The organism is Aeromonas sp. ZOR0001 (genome assembly GCF_000801015.1).
In the GTDB taxonomy this organism is placed as follows: domain Bacteria; phylum Pseudomonadota; class Gammaproteobacteria; order Enterobacterales; family Aeromonadaceae; genus Aeromonas; species Aeromonas veronii.
In genome coordinates this window covers 104,639-124,905 of record NZ_JRJY01000080.1, presented here as the reverse complement: position 1 = coordinate 124,905, position 20,267 = coordinate 104,639, and the positions used below count along the sequence as shown (strand labels likewise).

Genomic DNA, 20,267 nt, shown 5'->3' with positions numbered 1-20,267 from the left:
TTCATCAAGAGGAGAGGGTGTGAAGAAGTCTATCTACATTGCCTACACAGGCGGCACCATAGGGATGCAGCGTTCCGATCACGGCTACGTGCCGATGGCGGGCTTTATGGAAGACTGTCTGGCGCGGATGCCCGAGTTCCACCGCCCCGAGATGCCGGATTACCATATCCACGAATATGCCCCTCTCATCGACTCCTCCGACATGACCCCGGCGGACTGGCAGCGCATCGCCGAGGATATTCGCGACAACTACGACAAGTACGACGGTTTCGTCATTTTGCATGGCACCGACACCATGTCGTTCACCGCTTCGGCGCTCTCTTTCATGCTGGAAGATCTGCACAAGCCGGTCATCATCACCGGCTCCCAGATCCCGCTGGCCGAGCTGCGCTCCGACGGTCAGCAGAACCTGCTCAACGCCCTCTATATCGCGGCCAACTACCCGATCCACGAGGTGACGCTGTTCTTCAACAACCAGCTCTATCGCGGCAACCGCAGCAAGAAGGTGCATGCCGACGGCTTCCACGCTTTCGACTCCCCCAACTATCCGCCGCTGCTCAACGCCGGGATCGCCATCTCGCTGGAGGCGGGCGAGTTGGGCGTGCCGTCCGAGCGGCCGCTGGTGCTGCATGACATCACCCCCCAGCCCATCGGCGTGGTGACCCTCTATCCGGGGATCTCCAGCGAGGTGATCGCCAACATCCTGCAACAGCCGGTGAAGGCGCTGATCCTGCTGTCGTTCGGGGTCGGCAATGCGCCGCAAAACCCGGCCATGCTGGCGCTGCTCTCCGAGGCCTCGGCCCGTGGCGTCATCATCGTCAACCTGAGCCAGTGCCTGCACGGCAAGGTCAACATGGGGGGCTATGCCACCGGCAACGCCCTGTCGCGGGCTGGGGTGATTTCGGGCTTTGACATGACCGCCGAAGCGGCGCTCACCAAGCTGCACTTCCTGCTGAGTCAGGACTTGCCATCCCACCGCATTCGCGAGTTGATGCAGCAGTCGTTGCGTGGGGAGCTGACGCCCTGAGAAACTGTCCGCGACCTTACTACGAAGCCGTGATCAAGGCTCATGTGCTGCTCGGAATCCTCATGTATGTATATACACTCCGGTTCCTGCGCTGCTCTTCACCTTGCTGACGTCTTCTCGCTACAGGTCGTGAACAGCTTCTGACCTCCCTACCATGGGGAGAGTGGAAAAAGAGGGGAGCCATTATTGCTCCCCTCTTTGCTGTGGCCGCTGCGAGCGGCCTGCCGGGTCAGGTTCAGTGGTTGAGGTCGACCCGGACTATCTCTTCCTCGTCGCGATACTGACGCTTGAGCTCGCTCTTGCTCTTCATCACGATCTCGCCGTCGCGGCCGATGTTCATATGCTCCGGGTTGTCGAGATGCATCGCCTGCCAGGCCATCACGGCTTGCAGGGAGGTGGCCTTCTGCTCGTCGGTGAGGTGCTTGCCATCGGGCCACTTGCCCAGCTCGACTGCGGTCTTGAGCCGCTCGTACACCTCTTCGGGCATCTGCCTGATTGCTTGTAAAAACTCACCCTGTTGAAACGACATCCGGCCTTCTCCTTGAACTATTGAGCCATAAACTTCGGGGTCAGCCCGGCAGATCCTGGCAGGCTATGCCGGTAGATCCTGGCGGACTACGCCAGCCATCTGCTCCATCACCCGCACTACCTGACAACTGTACCCGAACTCGTTGTCATACCATACGTAGAGCACACAGTGATCCCCCTCGGCGATGGTCGCCTGGGAGTCGACGATGCCCGCATAACGGGAACCTACCATGTCGGAGGAGACCAGCTCGGTACTGGCGCTGAAGTCGATCTGGCGGTGCAGGGCCGAGCTTAGCGCCATCTGCTGCAGATAGGCGTTGAGGCTCTCCCGATCGGTGGCCTGTTCCAGCGACAGGTTGATAATTGCCAGCGAGACATTGGGGGTCGGCACCCGGATGGCGTTGCCGGTCAGCTTGCCCTTCAGTTCCGGCAGCGCCTTGGCCACCGCCTTGGCGGCGCCGGTGCTGGTCATCACCATATTGAGGGCCGCGCTGCGACCGCGGCGCTCGCCTTTGTGATAGTTGTCGATGAGGTTCTGATCGTTGGTGTAGGAGTGGACCGTCTCCACGTGGCCGTGGCGGATGCCGAACCGCTCCTGCATTACTTTGAGCACCGGGGTGATGGCGTTGGTGGTACAGGAGGCGGCGGAGATGATCCTGTCATCCGGGCCTATTACCTCATGGTTGACCCCGAACACCACGTTCTTCATCTCCCCCTTGCCGGGAGCGGTCAGCAGCACCTTGCCAGCACCGCGCGCTTTCAGGTGCTCGGAGAGGCCTGCCTCGTCACGCCATACCCCAGTGTTGTCGACGATCAACGCATCGTGAATGCCGTAGGCTGTGTAGTCGATGTCGGCCGGGCTATTGGCGTAGATCACCTGAATGAAGGTGCCGTTGGCGATGATGGCGCTGCGCTCCACATCCACCTCGATGGAGCCGTTGAAGGGGCCGTGCACCGAGTCGCGGCGCAGCAGGCTGGCACGTTTCTCCAGATCCCCGTCGCGACCGCCACGTACCACGATGGCGCGCAGGCGCAGCGGATTGGCAGCGCCGGTGCGCTCGATCAGCAGGCGGGCCAGCAGGCGGCCGATACGACCAAAGCCGTAGAGCACCACGTCGGTCGGCTGCGGCATCTGGCTGCGGCCAAGGGCCGGTGCCAGTCGCGCTTGCAGATAGTCCTCGATCCCCGCTTCATCCTGATGATCCTGCCAGTAGCCGACTGCCAGCTTGCCAAGGTCTACCTCGGCGGCGGTGGGTTTGAGGGCAACGATGGCCTGAAGCAGGGGGAAGCTTTGCTGGATGGGGAGGGGGGCGCCCTGGTGGCGGCGGACGACCCGGTGGGCCTTGAGGATATCGATGGTGGAGGCGTTTTGCAGCGGGCGGCCGTAGAGGGTGATCTCGACCCCTTGTTGTCGGTAGAGGCGACCAATCAAGGGCTGCATGGCTTCGGCGAGCTCCTGGCTCTCCTGCCACGCTTGCAAGTAGTGCTCGTGGGTCATTGACCAGATCCTTTATTTCACGTTGTTGGTGTAAATAGAAAATTCGTCGAATGCAGATCAGTGTAGGGGTGTATATTTCGTTATATTATTCTGCAATCGCGGCCTTATATGGCGCGCGCATTGTAATGGATATGTAACCGGTTTGCTAGCCGGAGGTGGCCCGTAAAGGCGCCAGTTGTTACCAACCCGCGTTACCAACAAGATGTGAACCATGGCCAATTTCCCCCTGCGACAGACCTTCATCATGCTTTCAGTCGGCCTTGCCGTGGCTGGCTGCAATGACGACCGGATCCACAACATCTGTGGCAATCATCCCGAGCTCTGCCAGGATCTGGTGGACGATGGCTGGTGTCGCTACGAGCGTACCGATGTGATCCGCAGTCGCTTCTATCTCAAGGAAGAGGGGACGGATCGGCGCAAGTACGAGCTGATGCGTAACCTTGAGCGCTATCTCAAATGTGCCGAGCGTTCCACCAGCATTGAATACAAGAATGCCCGCGAGCAGAAGAGCCCAAGGGTAGAGGGAATGTTGGCGGCCGGGGAGCAGTTGGCCCAGCTCGATGCAGTGACCCGCAATTCGCAAGATCCCTACCTGCTGCTCTGGCACTGGACCAACAACACCAACGAGCTGGCTCGCCAGCAGTTTATGGCGCTGGAAGGCACCAAGGCGCTGGATGAACCCGAGCTGCAACTGGCGCTCGGCGGTATCTACGCCAAGAGCGACCCGGAAAAGGCCATCGCCACCCTGCAGCACGGGCTCTCCCTCTATCAGGAGGGGGACAAGGTGAACAGCCGCATGTTCACCTCCCTCAGCACCCTCTATATGGGTCAGAAACAGTACGGGTTGGCCTATCTGTGGGGCAAGGTGAGCGAGTCGTTTCAGGATAGCCCCGAGGTCTCAGCCAAGCGTTTTGGCATCTACCACACCCTGAGCAAGACAGAGCAGGATGGTTACGATGTGCGGGCTGCCGAAATTGTCGAGCAGCTAAAGCATGGCAACTACCGGCCCTGATGCAGTGATGACGACGCTATCTCCGGCCAGCTGCTGGCCCAATCCGTTCGATCTCTCTTTCGTTCATGGCGAGGTACGTACCGATGGCCGTACTCTGGAGCGCCTCACGGTGCGTGCCGTGGTGCCCCGTGGCGACGAGCTGCTGCTGGTCCACTCCCGGGTCAACGGCGATCTGATGTTCCCCGGGGGCGGCATTGAAGCGGGGGAGAGCCACCATGTGGCGCTCGCTCGCGAGCTGCTGGAGGAGTGTGGTGCCGAGCTGCGGGAAGTGGGGGGCCTGCTTGGCGAGACCCGTGAATACCGCGCCGCCCGCGAGCCGGGGTTCGATGCTTACTGCATCCGTTCGCTCTACTACTTGTGCCGGATTGGCGATCAGCTGGTGGCCCCGCAGCCACAGCCCTACGAGATCCGCCTTGGCTTCGTGCCCGGCTGGTTTGCCCTCGACGAGGCGCTGCAGACCAACAAGACCCAGCTGGCGGGACCCTGTCCCCAGTGGACGGCGCGAGAGACCCGGGTACTGGCCCAGCTGCAACGCTGGCATCAGCAGGGGATCTTCGACCATGGCTGATGAGTACATCAAGCCGCAACGGTCAGTGACACCAACAAAAAGAGCGCCAATAGGCGCTCTTTTTTATTGCGAGGGTGGCGGTTACTTGGCCACTCTGTCGTGCGAGATCATTTGACCTCTTCGCCCTTGGCTTGCAGATCAGCATGGTAGGAGGAGCGCACGAAAGGACCGCAGGCGGCGTGGGTAAAGCCCAGCTCCATGGCGACATCTTTCAGCTCGTCAAACTCTGCTGGCGGCACGTAGCGCTTGACCGGCAGGTGGTGGCGGCTCGGCTGCAGATACTGACCCAGGGTCAGCATGTTGACGCCGTGGGCGCGCAGATCCTTGAGCACCTCAACGATCTCTTCGTTGGTCTCGCCAAGGCCCATCATCAGACCGGATTTGGTCGGTACGTGGGGGTGCATCTCCTTGATGCGGCGCAGCAGCTCCAGCGACCACTTGTAGTCGGCACCCGGGCGAGCGACGCGATACATGCGCGGCGCGGTTTCCAGGTTGTGGTTGAAGACGTCCGGCGGGGTCTCGCGGAACACCTCCAGTGCCTGCTCCATCCGGCCACGGAAGTCCGGGGTCAGGATCTCGATGCGGGTCTGCGGGCTGTGCTCGCGGATCTCGCGGATGCAGTCGGCGAAGTGCTGAGCACCGCCGTCGCGCAGATCGTCGCGGTCCACCGAGGTGATCACCACATACTTGAGGTTCATCTCCTTGATGGTCAGCGCCAGCTTCTTCGGCTCCTCCGGATCGAGTGCCAGCGGGCGGCCGTGGGCCACATCGCAGAAGGGGCAGCGACGGGTGCAGATGGCGCCCATGATCATGAAGGTGGCGGTGCCATGGTTGAAGCACTCCGCCAGATTGGGGCAGGAGGCCTCTTCACATACCGAGTGCAGCTTGTTCTTGCGCAGGGTGCTCTTGATGTGCTCGATCTTCTGGCTGGAGGGAGGCAGCTTGATCCGCATCCAGTCCGGCTTGCGAAGAAGTTCCTCGTTGGGATCCGGCATGAATTTCACCGGGATCAGGGCCATCTTGTCGCCATCGCGCAGCTTGACGCCCGGCTCCATACGAACGGGTTTGCTCATGATTCACTCTCGGTGTTTGTTATTGTTTGGTAGCCAATCAGGCGGGCCAGTTCGGCCACCAGAATGGATTGCGCCTCGGCCACGCTCTGCGGGCCGCCCAGGGCGCTGGTCTGGGTCATGGCCATGCCCGCATAGCCGCACGGATTGATGTGCAGGAAGGGAGTCATGTCCATGTTGATGTTGAGGGCCAGCCCGTGGAACGAGCACCCCTTGCGGATGCGCAGACCCAGCGAGGCCAGTTTTGCCTCCATGCCAAGGTCATTTTTCACATAGACCCCGGGGGCATCGGCCTTGGCATAAGCCTGAATATCGCTTTTGGCGAGGGTGTTGATGATGGCTGTCTCCAGCGCGGTCACCAGCTCGCGAACCGAGAATTTGCAGCGGCGGACATCCACCAGTACGTAGAGTACCAGCTGGCCCGGGCCGTGATAGGTCACCTGACCGCCTCGATCGCTCTGCACCACCGGGATATTGCCCGGATTGAGCAGGTGTTCGGCCTTGCCGGCCTGACCCTGGGTGTAGACGGGATCGTGCTCGACCACCCAGAACTCGTCCGGGGTGTCGCTGGTGCGGCTGTCGGTGAAGGCTTTCATGGCGTCCCATACCGACTGGTAGGGGCGGCGACCCAGCTGCCTGACAATCAGGCTGGACTGGGCGGGGATCTGGGATGACATGGCGTCCTCGCGGCGTGCTGCGGCCAAAAACAGTCGCCCCGCAGAACGGGGCGAGAGAGAAATTACAGTACGTATTTCACCAGCTCGATCTTGCCAAGGGCGTGGTACATCGCTTCGATGTGCTCTTTGCTCTGGGCGGTCACGGTCACGCGGACCGAGTGGTAGTTGCCCTTGGAGCTGGGCTGGACTGTCGGGCTGTAAGTGCCGGGGGCGTGCTGCTGCAGCACTTCAACCACCATTTCCGGCAGTGCCGGGTCGGCAACGCCGAGTACCTTGAACGGGAATTTGCAGGGAAACTCCAGCAGTTCATCAAACTTGGTATTCATTTACTCACCTTTTGCGTCATCACCGGGATGACTTCATCTTGGATGGCTAGTGGCCGATGGCCCGTGGAGGCCGCCATTTCAAGTCTATATGGGCACGGCTCATAACTATATGGGCGCAGCCCGGACCGGGATCAAGGCCAGGATCGGTCAGACAAGGATGGAAGTGCTGCTTTTTACCACAAATCAGGGTAAGGCGGAACCTGCAGTTTACAGGGTTATTCACTGCCTTTGCCGGTCACAGACAGCAGCGGCGCCTGTTGGCGCCGCTGTTTGGTGAGGATTGTGCGTTGGATTACTTGAACCAGCTGGTGACCAGCAGTACCAGATAGTCCCACAGACGGCTCATCAAGCCACCTTCCTGCACCTCTTCCAGGGCGACCAGCGGCACCTGCTTGATCTCTTTGTCACCCTGTTTCAGGAACACGGTACCGACGCGCTGACCCTTGGCCAGCGGCGCTTTCAGCTCGCTGTCGAGCTGGAAGTCAGCCTTCAGGTTGTTACCCTGACCGCGGGTGACCAGCACGGAGACATCTTTGTCGACGCCCAGTTTCACTTCCGGTTTGTCGCCCATCCAGATCTTCTGGGTGACCAGCTCGGTGCCTGCCTTGTACGGGGTCAGGCTCTGGAAGAAGCGGAAGCCATAGGTGAGCAGTTTTTTGCTCTCGGCGGCGCGGGAGGCTTCGCTGCTGGCGCCCAGTACCACGGCGATCAGGCGCATGCCTTCGTTGTTGGTGGCAGAGGAGACCAGGTTATAGCCGACCTGGCTGACGTGGCCGGTCTTGATGCCATCCACTTGCAGGGATTGATCCCACAGCAGGCGGTTGCGGTTGTGCTGGGTAATGCCGTTGAACACGAAGGATTTCTGGGAGTAGATCTTGTACTCCTCCGGCAGGTCGCGGATCAGCGCCTGACCCAGACGGGCCATGTCGTGAGCGGTACTGTAGTGACCTTCCGCATCCAGGCCGTGCGGGTTCATGAAGTGGCTGTCGTTCATGCCAAGCTTGGCGGCCCAGCTGTTCATCAGGCTGGCGAAGGAGTCGGTGCTGCCCGCCAGGAATTCGGCCATGGCGACGCAGGCGTCGTTGCCGGACTGGATGATGATGCCCTTGTTGAGATCATCGACGGAGACCTGCTTGCCCACCTCGATAAACATCTTGGAAGAGTCGGAGTAGTTCTTGGACCAGGCGTTCTGGCTGATGGTTACCATGTCGGTGCGCTTGATGTTCCCCTTCAGCAGCTCCTGGCCGATGATGTAGGAGGTCATCATCTTGGTCAGACTGGCGGGCGGCAGACGCTCTTCGGCGTTCTGCTCGGCCAGCACCTGACCTGAGTAGTAGTCGATCAGAATATGAGCCTTGGCGGAGATCTCCGGCGCGGCGGGAACCACCATGGGCATGGCATTCGGGGTCGGTGTCGGCACCGGCGTATTGGCCTGGGCGGTTACGCTGATCAGTGAGGCCAGAAGAACTGAACGGGCAAATTTGGACATCTTGAAATTCCTGCGAGCCAGATGGGGATAAAATGCGGGCCTAACTATACCAGATGCGCCCGCAGGTTATAGCCCGAGATGGCGATCAGAACTGGTTTTTTATCCATCACTCACTGTCATCACGCCATAAAACGACGTGATGACAGTGAGTAAGCGGTTAGTCACATCCGCGGCAAAGTGGGGCGATCAGGGCACGATAAAGGCCTGTTCCAGCCCGCCCTGACGTACTTTTTCCAGCACACTTGCCTGCTGGTCGGCGGCGACCGGGCCAATCAGCACCCGGAAAATGGCGCCATGAGCATCGATCCGATAAGGCACGCCGTAACGCTGGGTCATCACCTTGCCCATCGCCTCGGCCCGATCCCGGGAGCCGCTGGCCAGTACCTGGATCATCTTGCCATCACCACTGCTGGCGGGCGCTGCAGCCTTGGCTGGCGCTGGTTTGACAGGTGCCGCTTTGGCGGGTGTGGCCGCGGGCGCCTTGACGGGGGCGGGTTCGGCGGCGGGAGTGGCCATCGCCAGTGCGGTTGGTTCACCCAGGAAGCCATCTTGCGACAGCGTGTTGGAGGCCGCAGCCGGAGTGGTCGGAGTCATTTCGATGGGCTTCATCGGTTCCATGATCACCATCTGGTCCGGGGTGTCGCTGATCAGCTCCAGCCGTACTCGGGCCTCACCGCTATCGACCATCTCCAGCTGCTTGGCCGCTGCGTAGGAGAGGTCGATCAGGCGCGGGCTGTTGAAGGGACCGCGATCGTTGACCCGCACTATGGTCTCCAGCCCGTTGTCCAGATTGGTGACCCGCACATAGCTCGGGATGGGCAGGTTGCGGTGGGCGGCACTGAACAGCTTGCTGTCCAGCACATCGCCGTTGGCGGTCTTCTGGCCGTCCAGATCCGGCGACAGCCAGCTGGCGGTGCCCTCTTCGCTGTAGTGTTTGATGTCGCGCCACACCTCGTGCTTCTGCTTGCCGATCCAGTAGTCCCGGTTGCCGCTGGCACTCAGGGGCTCGGGGCGCGGAATGGCGCCGGTGGCTTGCGGGATCTCGATAACGGGTGGCTTGCTGACCGGTGCTTGTGGCTCGACGGGGACGCTCTGTTCCGGCTGGCTGCTACAGGCGGCCAGCAACAAGCTCAGGCTGAGCGGGAGGAGTTTGTGACGAAGATGCATACGCTTCCTGAATGGCTTGGCTAAGTTGATACACCGCCATCGCATAGAGTGGGCTGCGATTGTAGCGGGTGATCACATAAAAGTTATGCCGTGCGACCCAGTATTCCGGTCCATCGGCTTGGGCAAACGCCAGCAACTTGACCGGCGTCTGTGGGGCCAGCGGCGTGGCGAGCTCAATCCCTGCCGCCGCCAGTTCTGACCACTGTTGTGTTAGCTCGGGCTCAGGCCTGAGTAGAGGGTCGACTGCCATCAACCCGATCTGGGCAGGTTCCACCACGGATTCGCCCCAGCGCCACTGGTGGCTGGCAAAATAGTTGGCCACGCTGCCGATGGCATCGACCGGGTTGGCAAACAGATCCCGCTTGCCATCCCCGTCAAAATCGACGGCGTAGTGGCGATAGCTGGAGGGCATGAACTGCCCCATCCCCATGGCGCCGGCATAGGAGCCCTTGAGGGTATCGAGTTGCCACCCTTCCTCTTTGGCCAGCACCACCAGCTGGGCAAACTCCTTGGCAAAGAAGTCGCTGCGCTCCGGGTAGTGAAATCCCAGGGTGTAGAGGCTATCGAGCACCGGATGACGGCCCATCTGGCGGCCATAGAAGGTCTCGACCCCTATGATGGCCACGATGAGCGAGGCGGGCACCCGATAGGTCTGCTCCGCGCGGGCCAGCGTCTCGGCATGTTGTTGCCAGAACTGCTGGCCATCACGGATCCGATCCGGGGTAACGAACAGCGGCCGGTAGCGATGCCAGGGTTTGGCCTCCCACGGCTTGCTGATGGTGTCGAGCACCTCTTGGCGCAACTGGGCGCGGGCGACGGCGGCCTGCAGCTCCGCCAGCGGCACCTGCTGCTGTTCGGCGAGCAGGGCCAACCGATCCGGCGACACGGCGGCGGTCGCCATCGTGGTGGCGAGCGAGAGCAGCAATCCAACCCGTCTCATCAGGCGAGCAGTCTTCTATGAGTCTGGATGGACATCAGGATACCGAATCCGGCCATCAGGGTCACCATGGAGGTACCGCCATAGCTCACCAGCGGCAGGGGCACCCCCACCACCGGCAAGATGCCGCTCACCATGCCCATGTTGACGAACACATAGACGAAGAAGGTGAGGGTGATAGCACCACCCAGCAGTCGCTCGAAACTGTTCTGGGCCTGCATCGAGATAAACAGGCAACGGCTGATGACGTAGAGGTAGAGCACCAGCAGCAGGGCAACCCCCACCAGACCGAACTCCTCGCTAAATACCGCGAAGATAAAGTCGGTATGCCGTTCTGGTAAAAACTCAAGCTGGGACTGGGTCCCTTGCAGCCACCCCTTGCCAAAGACGCCGCCGGAGCCGATGGCAATCTTGGACTGGATGATGTGGTAGCCGCGGCCGAGCGGGTCTTTCTCCGGGTCGAGCAGCATCAGCACCCGCTGGCGCTGGTAGTCGTGCATCAGGAAGAACCAGAGCACCGGCATAAAGGCCAGCATCAGCAGGACCGCCAAGCCGATCAGCCACCAGCTGAGCCCCGCCAGGAAGATGACGAAGAAGCCGGAGGCGGCCACCAGAATGGAGGTGCCAAGGTCAGGCTGGGCGGCGATCAGCAGGGTGGGCAGCAGCACCATGATGAGGGCGATCACCACATGGCTGAACTTGGGGGGCAGCGAGTGGCGACTGAGCCAGGCGGCCACCATGATCGGCATGGAAAGCTTCATCACCTCGGAGGGCTGGAACTTCATAAAGCCCAGATCGAGCCAGCGCTGGGCCCCCTTGCCGATGTGGCCGAACACGTCCACCGCAATCAGCATCAGCACCACCACGGCGAACAGCGGCACGGACCAGCGAGCGTAGAGGGAGGGGGGCAGCTGGGCCAGGCCGATCATCAGGGCAAAGGCGAGACCGCCGCGCACCAGCTGGCGCACGATGGAGTCCATATCCTGACCGGAGGCGGAGTAGAGCACCACCATGGAGAGGGTCATCACGGCCAGCAGACCGAGCAGCAGGGGCAAGTCGATATGCAGCTTGTACCAGATGCTCTGCTGGCGGGCAGAATTACTCATTGGGAGCGACCTCACTCGGTTGGGACGGCTTTTCCGGTGCCGGTGGCAGTTGCGGATCAGGGGGTAGCAGATAGGCATCCAGCATCTGGCGAGCAACGGGGGCCGCATTGGTACTGCCACCACCGGCGTTCTCCAGCACCAGCGCCACGACTGCCTTGGGTGTTTCATAGGGGGCAAAGGCGACAAACAGGGCATTGTCGCGATGCTCTACCTTCATGGTTTTGGCGTTGTAGACCTGATTCTCTTTCATGTTGACCACCTGGGCGGTGCCGGACTTGCCTGCCGCCACATAGGGGGTGTTGGCAAAAGCGCGACGGCCGGTACCCTCGTGGCCGTTGATCACTCGCCACATCCCCTCACGCGCCACCTGCCAGTAGCTGTCACTCTTGGTTTTGAGCGCCATGTTCGGGTTGATCGGTGCATCGACCACCCCCGCCTGGGAGGCGGTGCTTTTGAGCAGGTGCGGGGTCACATCGTGACCATTCTGGGTCAGGATGCTGATCGCCTTGGCCAGCTGGATTGGCGTGGCGCTCCAGTAACCCTGACCGATACCGATGGAGATGGTGTCCCCCTGATACCAGGGCTGACGCCAGCGGGCCATTTTCCAGTCACGGGATGGCATGACCCCCTTGGTCTCTTCATAGAGGTCAACGCCACTGTACTGACCGAAGCCGAACTTGGTCATGTAGCTGTGGATCTTGTCGATGCCGACCCGATAGGCGAGATCGTAGAAGTAGGTATCTGCCGAGACCTCGATGGCGCGATAGACATCGAGCCAGCCGTGTCCCCAGCGACGCCAGTCGCGAAATTTCTTGGTGGTGCCGGGAATGGAGAAGCTCGGGCCGCCGAAATAGCGGTAGCCCGGGGTAATGGCCCCCTCGTTGAGCCCCATTACCGACATCATGGGTTTGACGGTGGAGGCGGGGGCATAAATGCCCTGAGTGGTGCGGTTCACCAGCGGCCGCGCCGGATCGTTGAGGAGCGCCGAGTAGTTGGCGCTGGAGATGCCGGTCACGAACAGGTTGGGGTCATAGCTCGGACTCGACTCCATGGCGATGATGGCGCCGGTTCTCGGGTCCATCATCACGATGGCGCCGCGCTGGCCAGCCAGCAGTTGCTGGGCCTTGAGCTGCATCCGCACGTCGATATTGAGGTAGATATCCTTGCCGGGAATAGGCGGCTGGAACTTGAGGGTGCGGACAATCCGGCCGCGGTTGTTCACCTCGACCTCCTGATAGCCCGCCACACCGTGCAGCTCATCCTCGTAATACTTCTCCACCCCCTGCTTGCCGATATCCTTGGTGGCCGCGTAGTTGGCGAGTTTTTCTTCCTTCTCGAGGCGCTCCACGTCACGGGTATTGATCTTGGCCACATAGCCCAAAGCGTGGGTGAGAGTGTCACCAAACGGGTAGTAGCGCTTGAGGTAGGCCTCGATGCTGGCGCCCGGGTAGTTATGCTGATTGACCGAGAAGAGGGCTACCTGATATTCGGTCAGTTTCTCGTAGAGGGGGACCGGCTTGAAGCGGCGCTGGCGCTTCACTTCGGCGAGGAACTTCTCCTTGGTGCCCTCTGGCAGACCCAGCAGGGTGATCAGCTGGTCGGCGGTTTTTTCGAGATCCTTGGTCTCTTCCGGCACAATTTCCAGACTGTAGACCGGGCGGTTTTCCGCCAGCAGCACGCCGTTGGCGTCATAGATGAGGCCCCGTGGCGGCGCCACCGGTACCACGCGGATACGGTTGGAGTTGGAGCGAGTCTGGTAGGTGTCGTAGGACTCGACCTGCAGATAATAGAGATTGCCCAGCAGCACCAGCATCAGCACGACGATACCGATGTAGGCTACCAGGGTGCGCCGGAAGAACAGATTGCCCTCGGCACTGTGATCGCGCATTTCGATGCGTTGTTTCAGCATGCCTTTACCTCAAGACCCTTGGGGGCAATAAGAGCAGGAACTGCATTGTTCACTCTCTGTGATAGGGGTGAATATGAGAGGTGAGATTCCAGAGACGCATGGCTCACTCTCTATGATACGGATGATTGGTGGTGATGCTCCAGGCCCGATAGAGGCTCTCTGCCACCAGCACCCGCACCAGCGGATGGGGCAGGGTGAGCGGTGACAGTGACCAGCTCTGTTCGGCGGCAGCTTTGCACTCGGGTGACAAGCCTTCCGGCCCGCCTACCAGCAGCGCGACATCGCGGCCATCGAGTTTCCAAGCCTCCAGCTGGGTCGCCAGCTGCTCCGTGGTCCAGGGTTTGCCCGGAATGTCGAGGGTGACGATGCGCGAGCGCCCCGCAGCCGCCAGCATGGCTTCCCCTTCCTTCTGCAGGATGCGGGGAATGTCGGCATTTTTGCCCCGTTTGCCTGCGCCGATCTCGACGAGTTCAAACGGCATGTCTTTGGGGAAGCGGCGACGATACTCTTCGAAGCCATGCTCTACCCAGGCGGGCATCTTGGTGCCCACCGCAATCAACTGGATCTTCATGGTCGTTACACTTGTGCTCTTATTGCGTATTCATTTGAGCGGCACCGCTCCACAGCTTTTCCAGTTGGTAGAAGTCTCGGTGTTCATCCTGCATCACATGCACGATCACCGAGCCCATATCTACCAGCACCCATTCACCGCTCAGTTGCCCTTCCACGCTCAGCAGATCCAGACCCGCGTGGCGGGCCTCGCTGGCCAGATGGTGGGCAATGGCGCTGACGTGACGACTGGAGTTGCCGGAACAGATGATCATGGTGTCAGTAATGCTGGATTTGCCGCGTACATCGAGGGTGATGATGTCGCGGCCTTTCATGTCATCGATCTTGTCGATGATAAAGGCATGCAATTCTTGGCCTTGCAATGAGTCTCTCCTGTATTCCGGCGCGCAGCGTTTGCGTCAGGGCGGCGGATTATATCATGGTCACTCCCGTTTCCCATCGGGTGGGGCGGGATTACGACAGGGGTTAGCGGCGGTTGGCGCGGTAGAGCCCCTGTTGATCAATATAGTGCGCAACCGACTCGGGCAAGAGGTAGCGGGTGTCTTGCCCCGCATCCAGCAAGGCCCGCAGTCGGGTGGCTGACAGTTCGATGGGCTGGTTGTCCGCCAGCCAGATATGACCGGCCAGACGCTGATGCAGCGCGTAGGCATCCGTGGTGTGATGGCGCGCCAACAGCTGCGCCACCCCGGCCGGATACTCCGGTTGCCAGCCCGGCCGCACGCTCACCACCAGATGGGCATGGTCGAGCAGCTCCTGCCAGCGATGCCAGCTTGGCAGGCTCAGCAGGGAATCCATCCCCATCAGAAAACAGAGCGGCGTATCGGGCAGTTCACGACGCAGCTCGATCAGGGTATCGATGGTGTAAGAGGGCTTGTCCCGTCTCAGCTCCCGCTCATCTACCACAAAGTGGTGGTTCTCCGCCGCCGCCAGTTTGACCATGGCAAGGCGCTGTTCGCTGGAGCAGAACGGATTGGCACGGTGGGGCGGGATATGGTTCGGGATCAGCCGCATCTCGGCCAACCCGAGGGCATCGCGCGCCTCGATGGCCGGGCGCAGATGGCCGATATGGATAGGATCGAACGTGCCCCCCAGCAGGCCAATGGGCGCCTTCAGCACGGGCTGCTCTCCATCACCAGTGGCAGCTGGGTGCCATCACGAAAGCCGAGGGCAATGGTCTGCAGCATCAGCCACGCCTGTTCGGTATCGAAGCGGCGCTGGGCATCGTCCAGCTGGGCCATCAGTTGCCACAGTTGCTGCAACTTGGCAAACGGCAGACGGGTCAGTGCTTGCTGAATGAGCTGCTGGCGGCTCTGCCAGATGCGCAGGCGGCTGAAGTGCTCACCCAGCGGCTGGCCGTTGCGCATCGCCAACGACAGCTCGGTCAGCTGCTCCAGCTCGCGGCAAAGGGTCCAGGCCAGCATCCCCGGCTCGGTGCCTTCGGCCCGCAGGGCGGCCAGAATGCGTTGGGCCCGGTTCACCTTGCCCTCCAGCAGGGTATCGACCAGCTGGAACGGGGTGAAGTGGGCGTGGCGGATAATGGTCTCTTGCAGATAGGTGACGCTGATGGGCTGGGGCGGCGAGAGCAGGGTCAGCTTCTCGATCTCCTGACTGGCGGCCAGCAGGTTGCCCTCGTAGGAGTGGCACATGAAGTTGATGGCATCCGGCAGCGCCTTGAGGCCGAAACGCGCAAAACGGGCGCTCATCCAGCGCGGGAAGAACTTGGGTTCCGGATGGTTGACCGGCACATAGGTGCCAATTTGGTAGAGCTTGTCGAACCAGGCTGCCTTCATCTGGGTCTGGTTGAGGCGCCCACCGCTCAGCACCAGCAGCAGGTCGGGATGAAGCTGCTTGCCAATTTCGCTGATGCGGGCAGCGAGATCCTTGTCCACCTTGGCGGGCAGTTCCAGCTCGATGATCTGGCGGGCGGAGAAGAGGCTCATGGCCTGACAGGCATCGTAGACCTGATTCCAGTCCAGCCCCTGTTCCACCACGAAGGTGTGGCGCTCATCGAAACCCTGCTTGCGGGCGACCTGACGGATGGCATCGATGGCCTCCAGTCGCAGCAGGGGCTCGTCGCCAAAAACGAGATAGCAGGGCCGAAGCCCTGCTTTGAGGTGGTCACCAAATTGTTCCGGGTAGATCCGCATCAGAAGCTGACCTGACTCAACTGCCGGATCACCTGATTGGCCGCCTGCTCCTGCATCTCGCGGTTGAGCTGCTCCTGCTCACGGGAGGAGGCGAGCGCTGCATCCGGCTTGTTGAGGAAGCTGCGGTTGAAGTTGATGGGGAAGACCTGAGTCGGCTTGCCCGGTACCGAGATGGTGAACTGGGTACCAAAGCCCAGCACATATTCGGTGTCCGTCCCCAGCGCGTTGACCGAGGCGACCTGACTGGTGCTGCCTACGCCGCCCAGAGTGAGCACCGGAATGCCCTCCTTGTCGGCCAGGGTCACGCCAGAGGCCTTCAGGCGGGTGGTAACCATCCGGTAGAAGTCGCTCTTGTTGTCGCCCACGACCTTCATGGTCATCAGCTCGCTCGGAATGCCGTTGCCGCGCATGTGAAAGCCGCAGCCTTGCAGCAGCAGACCAGCCAGCACGATGGCCATCCAGCGGGTGAAGATGGTGCCCATAGAAAATCCTCTTTGCATTAAGGGAAAGCGGCGGGCGCAGGGCCCGCCGTTATCATCCGTTTGCTGTCACAGATTGGCAATGATCAGTTGGTAACCAATCAGTTGGCAGCCAATTAGTTAGCGACAATATTGAGCAGCTTGCCAGGTACATAGATCACCTTGCGCACGGTCAGACCGTCGGTGAACTTCTGTACCGAGGCATCGGCCATCGCCAGCTTCTCGACGTCGGCCTGGCTGATCTCGGCCGGCACGGTCAGCTTGCCGCGCATCTTGCCGTTGATCTGCACCACCACTAGCTTCTCGGTCTCGACCATGGCCGCTTCATCGGCCACCGGCCAGGCTGCGTGATCGATGTCGTCGCCCTTGCCCAGCATCTTCCACAGCTCGAAGCCGATGTGCGGGGTGATGGGGTAGAGCATAACAACGACAGCTTCCAGCGCTTCCTGCATCAGGGCGCGGTCCTGCTCGTCGTTGCCCAGCTTGGCCAGATTGTTCATCAGCTCCATGATGGCGGCGATGGCGGTGTTGAAGGTCTGACGGCGACCCACGTCATCGCTCACCTTGGCGATGGTCTTGTGCAGTTCACGGCGTACCGCTTTCTGCTCGTTGGTGAGAGCAGCCACATCCAGCGCGGCAACGGCGCCACCGGAGACGTGTTCGAAGGTGACGCGCCACAGGCGACGCAGGAAGCGCTGGGCACCCTCTACGCCGGAGTCGGACCACTCCAGTGTCATCTCGGCCGGAGAGGCGAACATCATGAACAGACGGACGGTATCGGCGCCGTAACGCTCGACCATCAGCTGCGGGTCGATGCCGTTGTTCTTGGACTTGGACATCTTGGTCATGCCGGAGTGCATTACCTCACGGCCTTCGTTGTCGATGGCCTTGGTGATACGACCCTTCTCGTCACGCTCTACCTTGACGTCGGTCGGGCTGACCCAGACGTTGCCGCCCTTCTCGTCTTTGTAGTAGAAGGCGTCGGCCAGCACCATGCCCTGACAGAGCAGGCGCTTGAACGGTTCGTCACTGTTCACGAGGCCAGCGTCACGCAGCAGCTTGTGGAAGAAGCGGGCGTAGAGCAGGTGCATACAGGCGTGCTCGATGCCGCCGATGTACTGATCCACCGGCAGCCAGTGGTTGGCAGCAGCCGGATCCAGCATGCCCTTGTCGTAGTCCGGGGAGCAGTAGCGCGCGTAGTACCAGGAGGACTCCATAAAGGTGTCGAAGGTATCGGTCTCGCGGAACGCTTCCTGACCGTTGTAGGTGGTCTTGGCCCACTCGGCATCAGCTTTGATCGGGCTCTGGATACCATCCATCACCACATCTTCCGGCAACAGTACCGGCAGCTGATCTTCCGGTGTCGGCACCACTGTGCCGTCAGCCAGGGTCAGCATCGGGATGGGGGCGCCCCAGTAACGCTGACGGGAGACGCCCCAGTCACGCAGGCGGTAGTTGACGGTGCGCTTGCCCTTGCCCAGCCCTTCCAGCTTGCTGGCGATGGCATCGAAGGCGCCCTGGAAGTCGAGACCGTCAAACTCGCCGGAGTTGAACAGCACGCCCTTCTCGGTGTAAGCCGCTTCGCTCACGTCGACGTCGCCATCAACCGGCTTGATCACCGCCTTGATGTCGAGGCCATATTTGGTGGCGAATTCGAAGTCACGCTGATCGTGGGCCGGAACCGCCATTACGGCGCCGGTGCCGTAGTTCATCAGCACGAAGTTGGCGACCCAGACCGGTACCTTGCGGCCATCCAGCGGGTGAATGGCATAGAGGCCGGTGGCCATGCCCTTCTTCTCCATGGTGGCCAGTTCAGCTTCGGCTACCTTGGTGTTCTTGCACTCTTCGATGAAGGCGGCCAGCTCCGGATTGTTCTGGGCCGCTTGCAGCGCCAGCGGGTGACCGGCAGCGATACCGACATAGGTGACGCCCATGAAGGTGTCCGGACGGGTGGTATAGACCTCCAGCTGCTCAGCCTGACCCTCGATGGCAAAGCTGATGTTGACCCCTTCGGAGCGGCCAATCCAGTTGCGCTGCATGGTCTTGACCATCTCCGGCCAGCCTTCCAGATTGTCGATGTCGTTGAGCAGCTCTTCAGCGTAGTCGGTGATCTTGATGAACCACTGGGGGATCTCTTTCTGCTCCACCGGGGTATCACAGCGCCAGCAGCAGTTGTCGACCACCTGCTCGTTGGCCAGCACTGTCATGTCGTTCGGGCACCAGTTGACGGAGGAGGTCTTCTTGTAGACCAGACCCTTCTCGTAGAGCTTGGTGAAGAACCACTGCTCCCAGCGGTAGTAATCCGGCTTGCAGGTGGCGACTTCACGATCCCAGTCATAACCCAGACCCAGCATCTTCAGCTGGTTCTTCATGTATTCGATGTTTTCGTAGGTCCAGGGCGCCGGTGCGGTATTGTTTTTGATCGCGGCGTTCTCGGCCGGCAGACCGAATGCATCCCAACCTATGGGTTGCAGCACGTTCTTGCCATTGAGGCGTTGATAACGGGAGATCACATCACCTATGGTGTAGTTACGAACGTGCCCCATGTGTAGTCGACCAGACGGATAGGGGAACATGGACAGGCAGTAGAACTTCTCCTTGTCTACCTTCTCCACGGCCTTGAAGGTTTTCTTGGCATCCCAGTGCTTTTGCACTGCTGGTTCGATTGATTGGGGAACGTATTGCTCTTGCATTGGTGACATCCGGATCTGTGAAATGAATAGATAAATCAGCTGGGAAATCGCAATAGAATACCCATATCCTGCGGCGGCAACAACCGCCAGCGTCCCTTGGGCCTTAAGCCGGGCCAGATCAGGGTTTAGTAGAGGAGTTAGAGCCATGGACAAACGTCAAAAAGGGTACGAAGCCTTCATTGCCGAGCTGCAAAAACAGTGGCAAGAGACTGAAGAGTTCCAGGGGGAGCGCCTCAACCGGATGATTGCCAAGGTGCAGGCCTATCTGGAGGCTGCCAGCGACCTGACCCAGGACGAACTGGCGCTCATTGCCGAGTACGTGAAGCGGGATCTGGGCAACTATGACGAGGGGCGCCATGACGATAGTGCACAGGTGGAAGAGTCTGCCTTTATGCTGGCCCTCAAAGACACCGCCTGGTCCTGGCTGGCGGATGTGACCGACCGCGCCCAGGTGGAGTGGCGCGAGCTGGCCGACGAGCTGGAGCACAAGGGTGTTTACGAAGCGGGTGATTGGGTAGGGCTCGGGGTCATGGTGTGCGACCAGTGTGGCTGGCGCCATACCGTGCTGCATCCCCAGCAGCTTGATACTTGCCCCGAGTGCGGCTGCGCCGAGTATCATCGCGAGCCGCTCTCGCCCTGAGTCATGCCATCAAGGCGGACGAGATAACGAGCAAAAAGGCGCCATCAGGCGCCTTTTTCTTGCTTGCAGGTTTCGTCGGGGCGTTTACTTGCCCGCGACGGAGAGGCCGCCAAAACGGATCTGCGGGGCGTAGAAGCCCTTGCCGTCGTTGTGATGCAGGGTGTCACCGACTGCTTCCAGCTCGCCCAGCAGGCGGTAGAAGTTGCCTGCTACCGTGATGCCGCGCACCGGCTGCAGTCGCACCCCATCGCGGCAGAGGAAACCCGACGCGCCAAAGGAGAAGTCGCCGCTCACCGCATCGGCACCCGAATGCAGGCCATCCAGCTTGACCAGCTCCAGATAGTCGCCGCTTTGCACCTCCGCTTCGCTATGGGGGCCCGCGCCAAACACCAGATGGCGAGCGGTCACATCGAGGGCGCTGCGG

Annotated in this window: 21 protein-coding genes; 4 read left to right on the top strand and 17 right to left on the bottom strand. The window is 60.8% G+C overall.

Features of this window, described 5'->3' with window-relative positions; genetic code table 11:
- Positions 1 to 19 precede the first annotated feature (19 nt).
- Positions 20 to 1,027 (top strand): asparaginase, encoded by a 1,008-nt coding sequence (ansA, locus tag L972_RS10430; RefSeq protein WP_005354141.1) that lies wholly within the window; start codon positions 20 to 22, stop codon positions 1,025 to 1,027.
- Between the two features lie 235 nt (positions 1,028 to 1,262).
- Here the strand turns inward: ansA and L972_RS10425 are convergent, their stop codons facing one another.
- Together L972_RS10425 and L972_RS10420 are read right to left on the bottom strand one after the other, a co-directional pair.
- Positions 1,263 to 1,556 carry a YeaC family protein gene (locus tag L972_RS10425; protein ID WP_005354139.1) on the bottom strand — a complete coding sequence of 98 codons (294 nt, stop codon included), beginning with the start codon at positions 1,554 to 1,556 and terminating at the stop codon, positions 1,263 to 1,265.
- A 63-nt stretch (positions 1,557 to 1,619) separates the two neighbouring features.
- The gene (locus L972_RS10420) at positions 1,620 to 3,053 is read right to left on the bottom strand and encodes a glyceraldehyde-3-phosphate dehydrogenase (RefSeq protein ID WP_021229728.1); all 1,434 of its coding nucleotides are present in this window, start codon (positions 3,051 to 3,053) and stop codon (positions 1,620 to 1,622) included.
- Positions 3,054 to 3,264: 211 nt separating this feature from the next.
- Between L972_RS10420 and L972_RS10415 the strand changes: the two genes are divergently transcribed.
- Positions 3,265 to 4,065, top strand: a complete 801-nt coding sequence (locus L972_RS10415) for a DUF2989 domain-containing protein (protein ID WP_047438067.1) — start codon at positions 3,265 to 3,267, stop codon at positions 4,063 to 4,065.
- Positions 4,066 to 4,072: 7 nt separating this feature from the next.
- Entirely contained in the window at positions 4,073 to 4,633 is a 561-nt protein-coding gene (locus tag L972_RS10410) for an NUDIX domain-containing protein (RefSeq protein WP_043822183.1), read from the top strand.
- A 107-nt stretch (positions 4,634 to 4,740) separates the two neighbouring features.
- On the opposite strand, the gene lipA is transcribed toward L972_RS10410, so the two are convergent.
- From lipA to leuS, 14 genes are all read right to left on the bottom strand, one after another.
- Positions 4,741 to 5,706, bottom strand: coding sequence for a lipoyl synthase (gene lipA / locus L972_RS10405; protein WP_005335190.1), 966 nt, complete (start codon positions 5,704 to 5,706; stop codon positions 4,741 to 4,743).
- On the bottom strand, positions 5,703 to 6,380 hold the full coding sequence (gene lipB, locus L972_RS10400) for a lipoyl(octanoyl) transferase LipB (RefSeq protein WP_047438063.1): 678 nt from the start codon (positions 6,378 to 6,380) through the stop codon (positions 5,703 to 5,705). The genes lipA and lipB overlap by 4 nt, the downstream gene beginning before the upstream one ends.
- 62 nt (positions 6,381 to 6,442) lie before the next feature.
- Positions 6,443 to 6,706: a DUF493 family protein YbeD gene (gene ybeD / locus L972_RS10395; protein ID WP_005335178.1), complete on the bottom strand. Its 264-nt coding sequence runs from the start codon at positions 6,704 to 6,706 to the stop codon at positions 6,443 to 6,445.
- A 292-nt stretch (positions 6,707 to 6,998) separates the two neighbouring features.
- On the bottom strand, positions 6,999 to 8,195 hold the full coding sequence (locus tag L972_RS10390; protein ID WP_005335176.1) for a D-alanyl-D-alanine carboxypeptidase family protein: 1,197 nt from the start codon (positions 8,193 to 8,195) through the stop codon (positions 6,999 to 7,001).
- A gap of 186 nt (positions 8,196 to 8,381) precedes the next feature.
- Positions 8,382 to 9,362 (bottom strand): septal ring lytic transglycosylase RlpA family protein, encoded by a 981-nt coding sequence (locus tag L972_RS10385; RefSeq protein ID WP_047438061.1) that lies wholly within the window; start codon positions 9,360 to 9,362, stop codon positions 8,382 to 8,384.
- Positions 9,304 to 10,302 (bottom strand): lytic murein transglycosylase B, encoded by a 999-nt coding sequence (mltB, locus tag L972_RS10380; RefSeq protein ID WP_047438059.1) that lies wholly within the window; start codon positions 10,300 to 10,302, stop codon positions 9,304 to 9,306. The genes L972_RS10385 and mltB overlap by 59 nt, the downstream gene beginning before the upstream one ends.
- Complete coding sequence (rodA, locus tag L972_RS10375) at positions 10,302 to 11,405, bottom strand: rod shape-determining protein RodA (RefSeq protein ID WP_005335170.1); 1,104 nt, start codon at positions 11,403 to 11,405, stop codon at positions 10,302 to 10,304. Before rodA ends, mltB begins: the two co-directional genes overlap by 1 nt.
- On the bottom strand, positions 11,398 to 13,314 hold the full coding sequence (mrdA, locus tag L972_RS10370; RefSeq protein WP_040066816.1) for a penicillin-binding protein 2: 1,917 nt from the start codon (positions 13,312 to 13,314) through the stop codon (positions 11,398 to 11,400). Before mrdA ends, rodA begins: the two co-directional genes overlap by 8 nt.
- 103 nt (positions 13,315 to 13,417) lie before the next feature.
- Positions 13,418 to 13,885, bottom strand: coding sequence for a 23S rRNA (pseudouridine(1915)-N(3))-methyltransferase RlmH (gene rlmH / locus L972_RS10365; RefSeq protein ID WP_005335166.1), 468 nt, complete (start codon positions 13,883 to 13,885; stop codon positions 13,418 to 13,420).
- Positions 13,886 to 13,904: 19 nt separating this feature from the next.
- Positions 13,905 to 14,246 (bottom strand): ribosome silencing factor, encoded by a 342-nt coding sequence (rsfS, locus tag L972_RS10360; RefSeq protein WP_005335165.1) that lies wholly within the window; start codon positions 14,244 to 14,246, stop codon positions 13,905 to 13,907.
- Between the two features lie 103 nt (positions 14,247 to 14,349).
- A complete protein-coding gene (gene nadD, locus L972_RS10355) occupies positions 14,350 to 15,000 on the bottom strand; it encodes a nicotinate-nucleotide adenylyltransferase (protein ID WP_047438054.1) in 651 nt (216 codons plus the stop codon).
- Positions 14,994 to 16,031, bottom strand: coding sequence for a DNA polymerase III subunit delta (gene holA / locus L972_RS10350; RefSeq protein WP_047438052.1), 1,038 nt, complete (start codon positions 16,029 to 16,031; stop codon positions 14,994 to 14,996). Before holA ends, nadD begins: the two co-directional genes overlap by 7 nt.
- Complete coding sequence (locus L972_RS10345) at positions 16,031 to 16,513, bottom strand: LPS-assembly lipoprotein LptE (protein WP_005335160.1); 483 nt, start codon at positions 16,511 to 16,513, stop codon at positions 16,031 to 16,033. Before L972_RS10345 ends, holA begins: the two co-directional genes overlap by 1 nt.
- Before the next feature lie 113 nt (positions 16,514 to 16,626).
- Positions 16,627 to 19,203, bottom strand: a complete 2,577-nt coding sequence (gene leuS / locus L972_RS10340; protein WP_047438049.1) for a leucine--tRNA ligase — start codon at positions 19,201 to 19,203, stop codon at positions 16,627 to 16,629.
- A gap of 145 nt (positions 19,204 to 19,348) precedes the next feature.
- Here leuS and L972_RS10335 point away from each other — a divergent pair, with 145 nt between their 5' ends.
- On the top strand, positions 19,349 to 19,843 hold the full coding sequence (locus L972_RS10335) for a zinc ribbon-containing protein (RefSeq protein WP_005335155.1): 495 nt from the start codon (positions 19,349 to 19,351) through the stop codon (positions 19,841 to 19,843).
- 84 nt (positions 19,844 to 19,927) lie between these two features.
- On the opposite strand, the gene L972_RS10330 is transcribed toward L972_RS10335, so the two are convergent.
- The coding region (locus L972_RS10330; protein WP_231560913.1) for a metallopeptidase TldD-related protein at positions 19,928 to 20,267 on the bottom strand (340 nt) is incomplete at its 5' end.

Excerpts from the sequence above, each read along its gene's own strand:
- L972_RS10420 (WP_021229728.1), bottom strand. The coding sequence starts at position 3,053 with ATGACCCACGAGCACTACTTGCAAGCGTGGCAGGAGAGCCAGGAGCTC.
- L972_RS10390 (WP_005335176.1), bottom strand. The coding sequence starts at position 8,195 with ATGTCCAAATTTGCCCGTTCAGTTCTTCTGGCCTCACTGATCAGCGTA.
- lipB (WP_047438063.1), bottom strand. The coding sequence starts at position 6,380 with ATGTCATCCCAGATCCCCGCCCAGTCCAGCCTGATTGTCAGGCAGCTG.
- mrdA (WP_040066816.1), bottom strand. The coding sequence starts at position 13,314 with ATGCTGAAACAACGCATCGAAATGCGCGATCACAGTGCCGAGGGCAAT.
- mltB (WP_047438059.1), bottom strand. The coding sequence starts at position 10,302 with ATGAGACGGGTTGGATTGCTGCTCTCGCTCGCCACCACGATGGCGACC.
- L972_RS10345 (WP_005335160.1), bottom strand. The coding sequence starts at position 16,513 with ATGGGCACCATCTTCACCCGCTGGATGGCCATCGTGCTGGCTGGTCTG.
- rodA (WP_005335170.1), bottom strand. The coding sequence starts at position 11,405 with ATGAGTAATTCTGCCCGCCAGCAGAGCATCTGGTACAAGCTGCATATC.
- lipA (WP_005335190.1), bottom strand. The coding sequence starts at position 5,706 with ATGAGCAAACCCGTTCGTATGGAGCCGGGCGTCAAGCTGCGCGATGGC.
- L972_RS10410 (WP_043822183.1), top strand. The coding sequence starts at position 4,073 with ATGACGACGCTATCTCCGGCCAGCTGCTGGCCCAATCCGTTCGATCTC.
- rlmH (WP_005335166.1), bottom strand. The coding sequence starts at position 13,885 with ATGAAGATCCAGTTGATTGCGGTGGGCACCAAGATGCCCGCCTGGGTA.
- L972_RS10415 (WP_047438067.1), top strand. The coding sequence starts at position 3,265 with ATGGCCAATTTCCCCCTGCGACAGACCTTCATCATGCTTTCAGTCGGC.
- L972_RS10335 (WP_005335155.1), top strand. The coding sequence starts at position 19,349 with ATGGACAAACGTCAAAAAGGGTACGAAGCCTTCATTGCCGAGCTGCAA.
- L972_RS10425 (WP_005354139.1), bottom strand. The coding sequence starts at position 1,556 with ATGTCGTTTCAACAGGGTGAGTTTTTACAAGCAATCAGGCAGATGCCC.
- holA (WP_047438052.1), bottom strand. The coding sequence starts at position 16,031 with ATGCGGATCTACCCGGAACAATTTGGTGACCACCTCAAAGCAGGGCTT.
- leuS (WP_047438049.1), bottom strand. The coding sequence starts at position 19,203 with ATGCAAGAGCAATACGTTCCCCAATCAATCGAACCAGCAGTGCAAAAG.
- ybeD (WP_005335178.1), bottom strand. The coding sequence starts at position 6,706 with ATGAATACCAAGTTTGATGAACTGCTGGAGTTTCCCTGCAAATTCCCG.
- L972_RS10385 (WP_047438061.1), bottom strand. The coding sequence starts at position 9,362 with ATGCATCTTCGTCACAAACTCCTCCCGCTCAGCCTGAGCTTGTTGCTG.